Here is a 15,497-nt window from a genome sequence, read left to right on the forward strand (position 1 = left end):
AACGAACCGAACATGACGGCTGGGAGACCTCCCGTATTTATAAACTGACGCAGCTTGAACACCGCAAGCATGTAGCGAAGAACCGCAAAGGCGAGGTGATAGTCGATGAGGATGGTCAAGAGATAATGAGTAGCGGCGGTCGACATTTGACATGGGTCATCAGTAAAGAATCCTTTAATGAAGCCAAAGCGATGGCAACCGAATTGATTGGGCGCTTTCTGAGCAGCTATAAAAAGCTCACACCACAGGCAGCAGCAACCATCGTTAGATGGTTGGAGTACCAGCAGAAACGGCCAGGATTTTATGGGGTTAACCAACAACGATATCAACTTAAATGCATGATTTGGTCTGCATTAAAGGCTGCTGAAAACAGGAAGGATGTCGATGATATATCGGTACAAATACTGTTTGATAGTATTTACGCGGCGCTCAAAGTGTCGCCGCCAAATAATCCTGGGCGGTCTTTGGCTTGGTCTGAGGAGACGATTCAGCAGTGGCTAACGCTAAAGGACGTTTGATTTTATTTTTAAAGAGCACAGGAAAAATCTTCATCAAAACAAGGGATTCGCTTTTATGTCATCAGGCTATTACGCAGTCGCAGGTTATTTTTACAGGTGGACACGAGGTGCTTTAACAATAGACATTTGTGTAATGTGCGATATTGATGTTGACGCACCCCCGATGGGGGGCGTCAACAAATACTCGCGTTAAAAGTTACAATGAACTGGAAAGCTTAGACGTTAGCCTCGAATTTTGAAGGAGTGTAATGTGGCAGTAGATCAAATATGTCCTTTGCCGACAAACGAAATGCAACGAATTAATGCACTGCGCTCATATCAAATATTGGATACAGAACCCTCACTAGAATTTGAAGCAATTACTCGAATTACGTCCCACACTTTTGATACACCGGTTGCAGTCGTAGCTCTAATGGACACTGATCGACTTTGGTTTAAATCAAAGCTTGGGTTAAACGTGCAGCAGCTCGATAGGAAAGTTGCTTTCTGTGCACATACCATCATGTCTCCCAGGGAACCTTTAATCGTGAATGATTTGTTTAACGATCAAAGGTTTATTTCAAATCCACTTGTAGCAGCTGCCCCTCACCTACGCTTCTATGCCGGTGTACCCCTGGTAGATTGGAATGACCATGTGCTAGGCACGGTTGCTGTTATTGACTCTAAACCGCGTATATTCTCGACATCTCAACGAGATGCCTTGTGTGATTTTGGAGTCATTGTGATGAACGCCCTACAAAGCCATAAGCGCGCAGTCGAATTAAAACAATTAGCTCTGACTGACTATCTAACGGGGATTCCTAACCGGGCTCAATTCGATATTACTAATTCGGCTGAAATGGCATATGCAGTGAGGTCGGGTGTCCCCTACAGCTTAGTATGCATGGATCTGGATGGTTTCAAACAAATAAATGATCAATTTGGACATCCCGCAGGCGACCAAGTGTTATTTGAGGTTGCAAGGAGACTTTCCCAACAAATGCGCCAAGGAGATTTACTGGCACGTCTAGGAGGAGATGAGTTTGCAGTAGTCGCACGATGCTGTGACCATAATGATGCGAATTCAATGGTGCGACGTCTCATTGACTCAATTCGACCGGAGATCCAGTTAGCTAATGGCGCAAAAGTAAGGGTAGGAATGTCGGTAGGAACGGCAACCTCATCACCAACTTGCACAGAAGCGTCTGAGTTATTTGATCAAGCCGACAAAGCGCTCTATTTAAGCAAGCTCAGATAACGTTCATATACTCAATACAGTCTCCAGTTTTGGTAATGAGCCCGCAGTCAGGAGAGCCTTCAAATTTCATTTCACTGCGACCGGAATATTAATGATTAGTCCGGTTATTTATGGAAACATAGAATAGTTAAACCTCCTTGAAATTATCGCTGGTCTAACTGATAGTTTTGATGTAATTTATGATAACGAGTGGTCTAAAATCTATGGTGTGCAATCTAAACTTAAAAAAATCACTTGTGATAACATGCTTTCTGGCAAGTTTTTCTTAGATCGTAATTTTTAATTCGTCTGAATAACTTCAATTTTATTCGTTCTACAAAGGATAGTAAATGTCACTTACCCAACTAATTTATATTAGCCAAGCCACAAGAAAGATGTCGTCAGAAGATTTAATAGGCATTCAAAAAATTGCTAAGATTAATAATGAAATCATTGATGTCACTGGAAGTCTATTTTATAACGGTGGCTGGTTCTTGCAGGTTCTTGAAGGGCCAAAAGATACCTTAAAGATGTTATACGACAAAATTGAAAAAGATCCACGTCATAAAAATTCCCGCATCATCCACAATGAACCAGCAAAGTTTCGAACCTTCACGCGCTGGAGCATGAATATGACCAATCTAGATGACCGCCAGGCAGATAAATATGACGAACTTGTTGAAGTCATCGAGGCCGCAAAGACTGACCGAAAGATTGGAGTAGCATCACCTGCTGTAGCTTTACTGAAAATTTTTAAAAGCTAGAAAAACGTAATTTAGCTTTATGGTTAATCAACTGAGGTCTGCTAATGATTCCGATTCAAATTGATACCTCATATCGAGGCGATATTGATAGCTTGCCTCACGATGTTGCTTCGACTAATAAATGTGTTGCTTGCCGAAACGATGAGCCGTTCGAGTTTGAGTTCGAATATGCTTACCAACCTATAGTTAATTTATCTACCCGCAGCGTATATGCACATGAAGCCTTGGTCCGCGGCCCAAACGGGGAATCTGCGGCAAGTATCTTAGCGAAAATTAATGATGGAAATCGTTATCGATTTGATCAACTTTGCCGATCAAAAGCGGTCGAAGGCGCGGCACGGTTAAACATGCAGGAATTGTTATCTATTAATTTCTTACCAAATGCAGTTTATCGTCCTGAAGTATGCATTCGAACTACATTTGAAGCAGCAAAGAAATTTAATTTTCCTATTGAGAAAATAATTTTCGAAGTAACGGAGGGTGAACGAGTAGAGGACCGCCCACATTTGGTCAATATTTTCAAGGAATATAGGCGATTTGGTTTTCATACAGCGATTGACGATTTTGGTGCAGGGTATGCCGGACTAAATTTATTGTCAGAGTATCAACCAGATATCATCAAAATTGATATGGATTTGGTGCGCGACATCGATCATTTTTTACCCAGGCAGGCGATCGTCTGTGGCATTGTACATATTTGCAAGGCATTAAACATCAAGGTGCTTGCTGAAGGCATAGAAACACGTGCAGAGAGAGATTTTCTGAAAAAATCGGGTATCGACTTAATGCAAGGATACTGGTTCTCTAAACCCGTATTTAAAGGGTTGGGAGTTATTCCGGATGCAGCCTGGGAATAAAAATAGTATCGTAGATTATTACTAAAGATTTTTTGTCTTTCATATCGCGGCTGAATGAGACCAACCTTTTGAAAAAACAATTTAGTTGCGTTGCTTTGCTTTAATCAATTTCGGAACGATTTGTCGTTTTGATGCGATCATTTTACTAATCTAAATTTGCCACGTTACTATTATCGAGTTTGAATGATTTACCTTTCAACTAAATAAACAGTAGTCTTAGCTTAGAACAAGCTAGTTTGCTCATCATATCTAATCGGTACATTTATTTATAAAAATATGTCAGTATGAATTGAACCGAAGAAATTAGAGACTAACTTTTTCAAGGCAACTCAGAAGTTATTGTTTTATTCAGCCAGCGGTGAGTGATCAGTAAAAACTTCGAGACTTTTGAACTGCAGCGGAAGATATTGCGCGAGTTTTTACTTCCGAAATTAGAAACAAATCTACAACACTATTCATTTTTTCTGCTTGCTCCTGCATGCTTTCGGCAGCTGTTGCTGACTCTCTTACAAGTACAGAGTTTCTCTGAGTTGTTTCCTCCAAAACATTAACGGACTGACTCACTTGTTCAATCCCAATCCTTTGTTCCTCGCTCGATTTTGCGATGGCATGCATTATGTTAGTAACCTGTTGCACACTCATGAGCATGTCTTTCATTGTCTTACCCGCAATATCAACCAAGTCACTCCCTGCATCAACTTTTTCAACAGAATCAATAATTAGCAGCTTAATTTCCTTAGCTGCACTCGCACTGAGCTGCGCAAGATTGCGTACCTCACTGGCAACAACAGCAAAACCGCGCCCCTGTTCGCCAGCTCGCGCAGCTTCAACGGCTGCGTTCAATGCAAGGATGTTTGTTTGAAAAGCGATTCCATCAATCACTCCAATGATCTCCACTATTTTTTTCGAACTACCTTTGATCGATCCCATCGTTTCAACGACTTGGCTTACAACAACGTTCCCATCGCTAGCAATATTCGATGCTGAAGTAGCAAGTTGGTTAGCATGCTTGGAATTATCCGCGTTATGTTTTACTAGGCTTCTCAATCCGCTCATCAAACCAGCTGCCTCTTGCAGCGCATTTACTTGCACGTCAGTTCGACTTAGCAAATCAGAATTGCCAGAAGAAATTTTTGTCGATGCGGTAATAATTGATCCTACGCCTTGTTTAACCGAGTGCACTGCGGAGTTAAGTGTTTCTATCATGTGTTGCAGGGCGAATCCAGATGCGCTTGTCGGACTAATGCCTTGGTTTTGTAGGTTAATATAGCCTTCCGTGCTAGTTAAGGCGCTCGTATAGTTCATCAGGTCAGCTTCCTGAATACGATCATTATGCATACTGATTGAAATATAGGAAAGTACTGAGGCTTCGACAATCACATACGCGGCGTGAGTAAATAGAATCGCCAAACTCGGTTTGGCAAAACACATTACACCTGTGCCAATTTCTTGCAAATAATCAAAACTAAAGTGATGGACTGCTACTACTGTTGCCGCCATCAAAATGACACGCCAATCTGCATATATTAGCAAAAATGCTAAAAATGCAAAAATGTTAAAATGAATTTCCGTCATGCCCATTGCTTGATGTATGTGGAGAGCACAATAAATCATGGTTGCTGCACCATTGAAAAGACGCGTCACTACACTACCTGGTTTTTTGTAGACTAGTATCGCTGAAATTGAAAGTAACGGAACTCCAACCAAAAACGACAACAGCCAAGTGCCGTACCAGTTGGCAAGTGAAAAGGAAAAACTTGCATGCCAGCAAGTACGTAAAATATGACTTTGTCAGATCGTGCGTTTATTGCTAGAAGATGATCCGAAAATATTTTCATCGCGAGAAACTCTAATATTAAAAAATTGAGCCTTGAAGGTACTTGATTTTTTTGGATAAAGGTAAAAAGTTTGTGGGTCGATCATGATTATTTAAACAGATTTTCCATTTTAATAATGCTAAAGATTACATTAATTAATTTGCCAATAGCGTATGGGTAGTTATCAATAAGAACGCTATTTGATCGCGTATTTAGCTTACAGATATGAAAACTCATTTCAGACATATCAAGTCTTTTTATGATTAATTAGTTGACCTTATTAAAGTCCCCCGCAAGTCTTTGAACAAGCAAAAAATGAGCGATTCAGTGCAGAAAAATCATAGCTCTCAAAATCAACAGAAGTATAATAAATTCAGCGTTTAGCCTAAAACCCCACTCTCATTGGAGGCGCAAATGAAAAATAGGGAAGGGCAACAGAGCCGGTTAGAACGAATAATTAAAACACAGGCGTTGATCGCTCAGGCTGATTTACACCTTGATGTATTTATGCAACTTGTAGTGGGCACGGTGCAGGAGCTAACCCAAGCTAAAGGGGCCGCCATTGAATTAGTAGATGGTGAATATATGTTTTATCGTTCAGCGAGCGGAGCAATAGCACAATACGTTGGACTGCGCCTTCTGCGTGCAAACAGTTTATCTGGCTTATGCGTGAGTTCCACTCAGGTACTCAATTGTAGCGATGCTGAATCTGATCCCAGGGTGGATATTAATGCCTGTCGCAAGATTGGCGTTCGTTCTATGATTTGTACGCCACTTTTTGAAAATGGAGTACCAGTAGGTGTCCTTAAGGTAATGTCAGCAATACCATCAGCATTCAATGACGAAGATATTCAAACCTTGAGTCTTATGTCTGGCGCGCTAGGCGCTGCGCTGGGTAAACAAGTAGCCTTTGATGCGATGGTTCAGATGCAGGCGAAGCTAAGCGCAAGTGAACAGCGTATGCGTACAATTCTTGAGCATGCGAATGATGCCGTCATTTCAACAGACCGCGATGGAATTCTCACACAATGGAATAGAGCAGCGGAATGTTTGTTTGGCTGGACAGGTGATGAAGCAATAGGGCGTAATTTAGTCGATCTCATCATCCCCCCCAGATAAACGAAATAGCTTCAACGAAATTCTCCAAAATTTTTACATCAACGCTCAGGATACTTCCAAAATACGTCGGGAATTGTTGGTAGTAGACCGACAAGGTAAAAAACTTCATGTAGAAGTCAGTTTAAATGTAAACGATATCGGCGGACGGCTCGAATTTACCGCCTTCTTGCACGATATTTCTCAACGCAAGATCTTGGAAGGTACCTTGCGCGAAATGGCGCTTTCGGATGGATTAACAGGCCTCCCCAACCGGCGACATTTCATGGATACTTTAGAGCAAGCACTTGCCCGGCATCGTCGCCAACAACATGGCCTGGCTTTATTGTTCATGGATCTGAATGGTTTTAAGCAGATTAACGACAATCACGGTCATGAAGTAGGGGATAAGGTACTTAAAGAGTTTGCCAATAGGGTATGTAGCTGCCTACGTGAAACTGATACGGTAGCTCGACTTGGAGGTGACGAATTTGTAGTTCTAGCAGAAGGCATTCAAGTCTTAGAGCAAGCGGAATTATTGGCTCAAAAAATTGTAATAACTTTAGACCTGCCTTTACCTGGTAGCGCAATTTTGATCGATACAAGTATCGGTATCAGTTTATACAAGTCGCAAAGCGACGCAGCACAATTTATAAAAGGGGCAGATTTAGCAATGTACTACGCAAAAAAAAATAGATCGAAGGATAGCAGGAGCGTCACCTTTGTGGAACAAAATATAGTTACGACAGTCGTGAATTGATCGAAGTAACCTAGTTTATAGTTGATGAGTGCGCTATCTATAGTAATTAAAGATATCATTAAAGCAGTTTATTGAGCGATACCATTATTTTCTCTTTAGAAGGCCTGATCAAATGCGTGTTCGTGTGGGGTAGGAACTTCATATTCATCTTTCATATATTCCCTCTAAAGTTGTGAATAATCATGCCACCTGAAAATCGCAGTCCTGCAAAATTTCAGCGTTTCTTAAGTAAGCTTTAGCGAGCCGGCTAATTGCTTAAAATAATATAGGCATCTGACGACTAACATTACTCGTTTAGATCGTGAAGGTTACAAAGTCCTAACCATAGGTTCATGAGACGCCTCCCGAAACGATTTCCGTCTGCGGTGCAACCGGTCAGGACTTTAAATTCATGAGAGTGAAACGCGTCAGTACTAACCCAACAAGGTTCGGTTGCAATGAAATAAAAATAAGGTTCAAGGCATGCTTCTTCAAGACATAAAAGGCTAGTTCAACATTGCAGTTGCGTAACCAACAATGAAATAACTCTCTTGACTGGCTGCTGAGCTTGAAATCAATTGAACCTCATTCCTACGAAAATCTTAATATTTTGTATTTCTTTGCATCTAATAATTTTGATAGATTTAAATTTCAAAGTGCCTAGTCTGCCAAGTTTATTTGATTGTGCTAAAGCGAAGTGATGTAATGTAAAAGAAACCTCAGGATTTCGAGTGACGTCAATTTCGAAGTCATGCGATTACTACCAAATTAGGGGAAATCTATTTGGAGAAGTTGTTTATGAACCTTTTTAAAATCACAACTAGCCAACTAAACTCATGGCAATTGAATATATGTAAATTTACTGTGCCTTTTCTTTTCAGCGCACTGGCTACACCAGTTTATTGTGTTGAATTAACCATCTATACCGAAAATTGGCCACCAATCAGTTTTAAAAACGGCGATAAAGTAGATGGTATGGCAGTTGAAGTAGTGGATGCATTACAAAAGAAAATTGGAACAAATTCAGCGATACAACTTGTGCCTTGGGCGAGGGGATACAAGGCGGTGCTAGAAGACCCCAACGTCTTGCTTTTTACAGTCGGACGCTCTGCTGAAAGAGAAAAACTAATGACCTTGCTTGGTCCAGTGGCAGTATCCAAAACGGTGCTGTACACAAGAAAAGGGAATGCAAAAAGGTTATTGTCCCTAGGAGACAAAATCTACGACGCTCCTGTAGGTGCATATAGAGACAGCATATTTGCAGATGCAGCGGTAAAAAAAGGCTTTCACACTTTGGATTTAGCTGCGGCGCCCCAGATCACTGCGAAAATGCTCATGATGAATCGCTTTGATTTGTGGTCAGAAGGCAGTGTTGTCGTGCCATCAGTGTTAAAGGAAATAGGCTACTCTGGCGATGATGTAGAACCGGTGATGATTCTGGATAGTCTGGAACTTTTTCTAGCGTTCTCGGCAAAGACCCCACTTGCCACTATTAAGTTGTGGGAGGGCGCAATGCGTCAAATTAAAAAGGATGGAACATTTCAAAAAATTTACCAAAAATGGCTGCCTAATGAACAGGCTTCGATGGATGTCTATCGTATTGGCTTACATGCATCTTGAGTACTTGCCAACACAAGTAGGTTTTTACAACGCTGTCGATTGCCGGATAGCTGCTACTAACTCATCCGGAGTAGGGTTGTAATAGCGCATCACCATTTGCAAGGTTTTCCAGCCAAAGATTTTTGCAAGTGTTGCTGCGGGTAAAATTTTCGCCCATCTGGACGCCGCTTCATCGCGTAGGTCGTGAAAACGTAAATTGGTTATGCCAGCATGTCGGCAAAGTCGACTAAATGCCGCAGTAACGCCATCCGTTGCCTGGAATCCCGTCAATCGACCATGTGGATGTTGTTGGGCACTACGCAGAGCAGATTCTGCAGTGACTGACAAAGGCACATCCCGAGCAGTCCCGTTCTTTGTCATATCCAAATGAATAAAATGATGAGCTAGATCGATTTGATCCCAAGTTAAGGACACCATTTCTCCGCAACGCATACCGGTTTCGATAGCAAGTAAGATTAATAAATTTAGGTCAGATGATTCCCTCTTACGAGCAGTATCAAACAGGCGCTTCTCCTCATCGCCAACCAGACGCCGCGAGCGCCCTCTGGGGAGTTTTGGTTTGCGAATATCGGTGATGGTATTGGCGACCGAAATAGACCAGTCACGGCGGGCTGTATTGAGTACAGCAGAGAATACGGAGAGTTCTAGTTGTACTGTCTTTGGGCTAACTTCTTTCAGTCGTTGGTCACGGTAAGTGGAAAAGTCGACATTTTGTAGGCTGGCGAGTGAACGTAAAGCCAGAGGGTGTCGCATCAACTGCAAAAGACGGTAATTTTCTTTGACGTGACCGCGCTTAGCGGGCGTTACTTCCAAGCGATAACGTTCTAATGCATCGCCGAGTGTCGTACTTTCTGCGGTTGAACGGTCGCTAAACTCACCACGTCGCATTTTTGCCTCGACGTCTCTGGCCCAGTCGTTGGCTGCTTTGGTGGTTTCTAAAGTGCGTGTTTGGGTTGGATAGCCTTTGCACCGGACAATGGCTTGATATTGATACGGACCGCGTTTATTGATTGTTGCCATACTTCTGCTCCAATTGAGGTTGAGGAACAGGGTATAGACACCGGCATTTCAAACGGAAGTGCAGCAAAATTGCAGCAATAAATCGTTTTAAATGCAAAAAGGCTTACAGCAATTCTGTAAGCCTTTGATTTTATTGGTTGCGGGGGCAGGATTTGAACCTACGACCTTCGGGTTATGAGCCCGACGAGCTGCCAGACTGCTCCACCCCGCGTCTGAAGGAACGAATTGTACAGGTCGATTACGAACTTCACAATCTATTACTGAAAATAATGTTTTACCGTATTATTTACTACATTCATATCGGCACTACTATTTTTTTGCGGAAACTTTTCTGTCGTTTAATGTTGAAAAAAATAGGTGGAGCCGCACGCAAACTGAAGGCTAATTTTGATCTATGTATGTTTCACTCAAGATAATGTCTTATCGCAATAAAACCTACATAAAATGCATGCATAATAGAGCGCTTTGATGCTTTTGCACATTTAAAGAATTTCCATGTATTTATACGCGCTTGATGATGAAGTAAATCGGCTTGAGACCGAGTTGGCTGCATTGGCTGGCGCAGCAAGAGTTAACACCTTAGTCAACGTTGCCTGGCACTTAAGGCAGCGCGATAGCCAGCGGGCATTAAGTTTGGTGGACGAGGCTGACGGTTTGTTGCGCAACAGCCCTTTGATGCCAGACCAGCGTCGCGGCGTGCGCGCCAGATTGGCATTAATCCGCGCTGAGGTGGCTGCGCTGTTCCGCGAATTTGATAACGCTGAAGAGTTTTTGCAAAGTGCCAGAACGGGTTTTATTGCTGCCAGAGATCCGGTCGGCGAGGGCGACGCCGCCTTAACAGAATCAGTGATCGCGCTGGAACAAGGTCAATTGGAGCGCGCCATTGCCGCTGCTCAAAATGGCAGCAGTAATTTTGGGCGAGTTGGCGATCACATGCGCCAAACCCTGGCTCGTGGCTGGGCGATTTATTTAACGGCATTTACCGATAGCTTGGCTGCAAGTGAGCTGTTGGCTGAACTGATTACTCTCAATCCTGAGCCACGACACCCCGCTGTTGCCGCGTTGATTTCAGCAACACAAGGAGAAATTTTATTCTCTCCTGAACTGACTCGATCTGCTGTGATGTACCACGACGCCAGTAAATCTGCTGAACAGGCAGGGCTTTTACGGTTGGCGATTGTCGCCGCATCAAACGCGGGCGTTTGCTTGCAAAAACTTGGTGACTTTGAAGAGGCCGCAGCTTGCTATGACTGGGCGGTATCTTGCTCGCGCAAGACTGGATGGCCTGCATTAATTGGTTACAGTATGATGCGCCTGGGCGAATTATTACGGCATTTGGGGCAGTTAGAACAAAGCCAGATTGTGCTGCAAGAAGCCTTAGAGCGCATGAGTGATAACAAGATCGGTATTCACAAAGCAATTGCGCAGGCAGAGCTTGCTAATACCTTGTTGTTGCGTGGAGATGCGATTCAGGCGGCACGTTATTTTGAATCCGCAATTGTGTTGTACCGTGAAGCAGGTTCGCGTAATAATTTGGCTGAGCATTTGATTTGTTACGCCCGCGCCTTATCAACAGCAGGTCAGCCAGATGCCGCGCTAAAAGCGATTGAGGAGGCAAGACAGTTAATCGACGAGCTATCTTTCGATGCGCTGGGTGTTGATATTAACGAGGCAATGGCCGAAATTTATGGTCGTCATACTTCGTTCTCACCTGCGGATATGACGGCACCGAATATCGTCTTGCATTATCTTGAGCGAGCTTTGAACTTTGGTAACACGGTACCTGGTTGGCTGGCACCTTCTAAATTGTTATTGTCTTTAGGTGAAGCTTGGTCCAACGCGGGCGATGGCCAACGCGCGTTTGCGTATGCCAAACAAGCGATTGCTGCTGACCAGCGCGAGCGTACCAAACAAGCGGCAAATTGGGCAACATTGATGCAAGTGCGTCATGAGACTGAACGTGCCCGAGCTGATGCATTGCATCATCAGCAGCTAGCTGCGACCCTGATAGAAACCTCGCAAACTCTCGATTTACTGAGCAAGATCGGTCAAGAAATCACCGCTGACTTAAACCTCGAAAATGTTTGTCACGGGCTGCATCGCCACCTGAGTGCTTTATTAGATGCATCTGATTTATCCATCTGGTTGTTAGACGCAGATGGCATTAGTCTGAACTTGTATCACCGGGTAGAAAATGGCGAAGTTATTTCTTTGCAACTGACGACACCAGATAGAAGCACCCGCAATGCTGCGCGTTGTATCACTGAGGGCCAAGAATTGTTGATGGAGATGGGATTTTCTAATTCGTCTTCTGATGTATCCAATGCTGATCGCATGCGCATCGCTTTGTATGGCCCTTTGATTGTCGGCGATCATATCTTGGGTGTGATCGCGATACAGTCGCCCAACCAAGCCGCTTACGGGGAGCGGCAACGACTCATATTTCGTAGCTTATGTGCATACGGTGCTATCGCTTTAGATAACGCTCATACGCACCACAATTTACAAAAAACTCAAAAACAGCTAGAACAAGCTTTGCTTGAATTAGAAGATGCGAGTTTGACTGATCCTTTAACCGGACTCAAAAACCGACGTTTTCTGACTCAAAATATTGAGGCTGATGTCGCTTTAAGTATTCGTAGCTATCAGGCGCCATCTACCACGGATGACCCAATTCCAAAAGATACAGATTTGCTAATGTTCCTAGTTGATCTAGACCATTTTAAGCAAGTCAATGATAAATATGGTCATGCTGCCGGTGATGCGATCTTGGTGCAGATACGGCAACGCTTGCAGCAAGTATTCCGCGATTCTGATTACCTGATACGGTGGGGCGGTGAAGAATTTTTGATCGTGGCACGTGGCACTTCAAGAGACAGAGCTGAAGAACTGGCAGAGAGAGTGAGAACTATTGTGGCTGATGTGCCCTTCCAACTTGAGGGCGACCTATTTATCCGTCAGACTTGCTCGATTGGTTTTGCTTGTTTCCCGTTCGTGACAGCTTATCCACGTGCGATTGACTGGCAAGACGTAATTGATATTGCTGATATCGCCTTATATTCAGTGAAGCATTCTGGCAGAAATGGTTGGGTTGGCTTGTTGGCGGAAGAACACGCATGGCCAGAATTATTGCTTTGTACCTTGAAGGCCGACGCGCAAGCCGCCATACTCAATAACGAATTGCGCATGACTACAAATAAAGTGACGGAGGCTGTAGTCCATGCTTTGCGTGCCAAGCAGCCCGGCGAGTAAAATAAATACATCATCACAGGTACGTTCGGATATCGACTAAGCGACTGCCTGAGTTCATTCCTATTTAGAAAGATATGCGACACATGGAATATGCCGTAATTGATACACAAATTTCACCCGATGGCCGGATGGAAGTTTTATCCAAAGCCGAAGTACAAAAATTATTGGATACCAGCCATAGCGGTCTTTATCAATTGTTTCGCCGATGCTCACTCGCTGTATTAAATTGCGGTAGCAGTCTGGATGACGGTAAAGAATTGCTGGAGCGTTATAAGAACTTTGATATTCGCATTGTCCAACGTGAACGTGGCATTAAGCTGGACGTCAAAGCGGCACCTGCCAGCGCCTTTGTTGATGGTGTAATGATCAAGGGAATACAAGAGCATTTGTTTGCTGTGCTGCGCGATATTTTGTTTGTTCAGTCCGAGATAGAAGACAATCCACAGTTCGATTTGACAGCCACAGAAGGTATTAGCAACGCGGTATTTCACATTCTGCGCAACGCTAATTTCTTACGACCACAAATCAATCCTAATATCGTCGTTTGTTGGGGCGGGCACTCCATCTCTAGTGATGAATATGACTACACCAAGCAGGTGGGTTATCAAATGGGTTTGCGAGCCTTAGATATTTGCACCGGTTGTGGTCCGGGCGCAATGAAGGGGCCGATGAAGGGTGCAACGATCGGCCATGCGAAACAACGTATTCACGGCGGACGTTATTTAGGGCTGACTGAGCCAGGTATTATCGCGGCAGAGGCACCAAATCCTATCGTCAATGATTTGATTATTTTGCCTGATATTGAAAAGCGCTTAGAAGCATTTGTCAGAGTAGGTCATGCTGTTGTCGTGTTCCCTGGCGGAGCAGGTACGGCGGAAGAGATTTTGTATTTGTTGGGTATTTTGCTTCACCCAGAAAATGCGGAAATGCCTTTTCCCTTGATTTTTACAGGACCAGAAAGCGCTAAGGATTATTTCAAACAAATTGATCAATTTATTGCTCATACTTTGGGTGCAGAGGCGCAGCAACGCTATCAAATTATTGTGAACGATCCCGTATTAGTCGCGCAGGAAGTGCAGGCCGGTATCAAGAAGGTAAGAGAATTCCGTAAAGCCAGAGGAGATGCGTATTATTTCAATTGGTTGTTAAAAATCGATACAGAATTCCAAAAGCCGTTTGATCCCACTCATGAGAATATGCGCAACCTCGCGTTGCACAAAAATCAGGAGCGCCATTTGTTGGCGGCCAATTTACGGCGCGCTTTTTCAGGCGTGGTCGCAGGCAATGTCAAAGACCAGGGGATACGTGCCATCGAGAAGCATGGCCATTTTGAAATCAGGGGCGATGTCACTCTGATGGAGTCCATGGATGCCTTGCTTAACTCATTTGTTGCACAAAGTCGCATGAAACTACCAGGCAAAGCATATATACCGTGTTATCGCGTTATAAAATAAGTTTTAGTAGCATAATTAGATGTAATGACGAGTCGCCCGATTTGCTCATACATACAACATGATCGACTCCCTAACCCTTGAGGATTACTGACATGAGTAGCAGCGTACAACAGGAAGTTGATGAGCGTACTAACCTGACTGGTTCTAATAAATTTGAGCTGTTGTTATTCCGGCTAGGCGGAGATGCTAACGGCGATCGCTCGGAGCTGTTTGGTATTAATGTTTTTAAGGTGCGTGAGATTGTTGCCATGCCAGTGATTACTGCTGTCGCTGGTGCTATGCCACACAATCTTGGTGTAGTGAATTTGCGTGGACAGATTATTCCGGTAATTGACTTGCCATCGGTAGTTGGGTGCAAGCCTAAGACTGGTCTAAATATTATGTTGGTTACTGAATACGCCCGTTCAACCCAAGGTTTTGCGGTGGAATCGGTAGAAGAAATCGTACGTCTCGACTGGAGCCAGGTGTTATCCGCAGAATCTAGCGCCGGTGGCGGCATGGTCACCAGTATAGCCCGCCTTGATGGCGATGTAGAAGATACCCGTTTGGCACAAGTCTTGGATGTGGAGCAAATCCTACGTCAAATTTCACCCAAAGATGGTAAGGACGTAGACCCAGAAACAATAGGTGCCAAAATTGCACTACGCGCTGGCGCAGCGATTTTGGCAGCCGATGATTCTGCCGTTGCACGTGGCTTGATCGAGCAAGCTTTAAATGCCATGGGAACGCCATTCATTATGACCAAAACTGGCAAGGAAGCATGGGAGCGCTTGCAAGCTATTTCAGCTGCTGCGCAAGCAGAAGGCAAGACGGTACACGACAAAGTAGCGATGGTGCTGACGGATTTGGAAATGCCAGAGATGGACGGCTTCACCTTGACCCGCAATATAAAACAGGATGAGCGTTTTAAAGGGTTGCCAGTGGTGATTCATTCATCTTTGTCCGGTTCCACTAATGAGGATCATGTCAGAAGCGTTGGCGCAGATGCATATGTCGCAAAATTTGTAGCAGAAGAATTGGCTGCGACTATTCGTGAGGTGTTACGAGGTTAATCTTGATCGCTTAAGTTTGACTACGCTAGTAAGTTAAACTGAGCTAAGTTAATTTGATTTAAACGTAAGTTCACATGTAAATTACCAATTATA

The 15,497-nt window shown here is 43.7% G+C and carries 12 protein-coding genes and 1 tRNA gene; 10 read left to right on the forward strand and 3 right to left on the reverse strand.

The features are described 5' to 3' along the window. The 4 genes from AAKU64_RS15750 to AAKU64_RS15765 form a co-directional block, all read left to right on the forward strand. Positions 1-518 (forward strand): hypothetical protein (locus AAKU64_RS15750; RefSeq protein ID WP_354362401.1); only part of this gene is annotated, 518 nt, incomplete at its 5' end. 250 nt (positions 519-768) lie between these two features. Continuing rightward, entirely contained in the window at positions 769-1,755 is a 987-nt protein-coding gene (locus AAKU64_RS15755) for a GGDEF domain-containing protein (RefSeq protein WP_354362402.1), read from the forward strand. Positions 1,756-2,084: 329 nt separating this feature from the next. Then, positions 2,085-2,498: a BLUF domain-containing protein gene (locus AAKU64_RS15760; protein WP_354362403.1), complete on the forward strand. Its 414-nt coding sequence runs from the start codon at positions 2,085-2,087 to the stop codon at positions 2,496-2,498. Positions 2,499-2,542: 44 nt separating this feature from the next. Further along, positions 2,543-3,355, forward strand: coding sequence for an EAL domain-containing protein (locus AAKU64_RS15765; RefSeq protein WP_354335494.1), 813 nt, complete (start codon positions 2,543-2,545; stop codon positions 3,353-3,355). A 366-nt stretch (positions 3,356-3,721) separates the two neighbouring features. On the opposite strand, the gene AAKU64_RS15770 is transcribed toward AAKU64_RS15765, so the two are convergent. Continuing rightward, complete coding sequence (locus AAKU64_RS15770) at positions 3,722-4,999, reverse strand: methyl-accepting chemotaxis protein (protein WP_354362404.1); 1,278 nt, start codon at positions 4,997-4,999, stop codon at positions 3,722-3,724. 587 nt (positions 5,000-5,586) lie between these two features. On the opposite strand from AAKU64_RS15770, the gene AAKU64_RS15775 reads away from it, so the two are divergent. The 3 genes from AAKU64_RS15775 to AAKU64_RS15785 all read left to right on the forward strand — a co-directional run bounded on the left by AAKU64_RS15775 (position 5,587) and on the right by AAKU64_RS15785 (position 8,626). Continuing rightward, on the forward strand, positions 5,587-6,291 hold the full coding sequence (locus tag AAKU64_RS15775) for a GAF domain-containing protein (protein WP_354362405.1): 705 nt from the start codon (positions 5,587-5,589) through the stop codon (positions 6,289-6,291). A 73-nt stretch (positions 6,292-6,364) separates the two neighbouring features. After that, complete coding sequence (locus AAKU64_RS15780; protein WP_354362406.1) at positions 6,365-7,027, forward strand: diguanylate cyclase domain-containing protein; 663 nt, start codon at positions 6,365-6,367, stop codon at positions 7,025-7,027. Positions 7,028-7,804: 777 nt separating this feature from the next. Continuing rightward, the gene (locus AAKU64_RS15785) at positions 7,805-8,626 is read left to right on the forward strand and encodes a substrate-binding periplasmic protein (RefSeq protein WP_354362407.1); all 822 of its coding nucleotides are present in this window, start codon (positions 7,805-7,807) and stop codon (positions 8,624-8,626) included. A gap of 24 nt (positions 8,627-8,650) precedes the next feature. Here AAKU64_RS15785 and AAKU64_RS15790 read toward each other — a convergent pair whose 3' ends face one another. Beyond that, positions 8,651-9,646, reverse strand: a complete 996-nt coding sequence (locus tag AAKU64_RS15790; RefSeq protein WP_354362408.1) for a site-specific integrase — start codon at positions 9,644-9,646, stop codon at positions 8,651-8,653. Between the two features lie 134 nt (positions 9,647-9,780). Beyond that, positions 9,781-9,857, reverse strand: a tRNA-Met gene (locus AAKU64_RS15795). Between the two features lie 284 nt (positions 9,858-10,141). On the opposite strand from AAKU64_RS15795, the gene AAKU64_RS15800 reads away from it, so the two are divergent. The 3 genes from AAKU64_RS15800 to AAKU64_RS15810 all read left to right on the forward strand — a co-directional run bounded on the left by AAKU64_RS15800 (position 10,142) and on the right by AAKU64_RS15810 (position 15,404). Then, positions 10,142-12,898, forward strand: coding sequence for a diguanylate cyclase domain-containing protein (locus tag AAKU64_RS15800; RefSeq protein ID WP_354362409.1), 2,757 nt, complete (start codon positions 10,142-10,144; stop codon positions 12,896-12,898). Positions 12,899-12,981: 83 nt separating this feature from the next. After that, positions 12,982-14,352, forward strand: a complete 1,371-nt coding sequence (ppnN, locus tag AAKU64_RS15805; protein WP_354334307.1) for a nucleotide 5'-monophosphate nucleosidase PpnN — start codon at positions 12,982-12,984, stop codon at positions 14,350-14,352. A gap of 92 nt (positions 14,353-14,444) precedes the next feature. Beyond that, entirely contained in the window at positions 14,445-15,404 is a 960-nt protein-coding gene (locus AAKU64_RS15810) for a chemotaxis protein (protein ID WP_354362410.1), read from the forward strand. The last annotated feature ends 93 nt before the right edge of the window (positions 15,405-15,497 follow it).

The organism is Undibacterium sp. GrIS 1.8 (assembly GCF_040544445.1).
Taxonomy (GTDB): domain Bacteria; phylum Pseudomonadota; class Gammaproteobacteria; order Burkholderiales; family Burkholderiaceae_D; genus Undibacterium.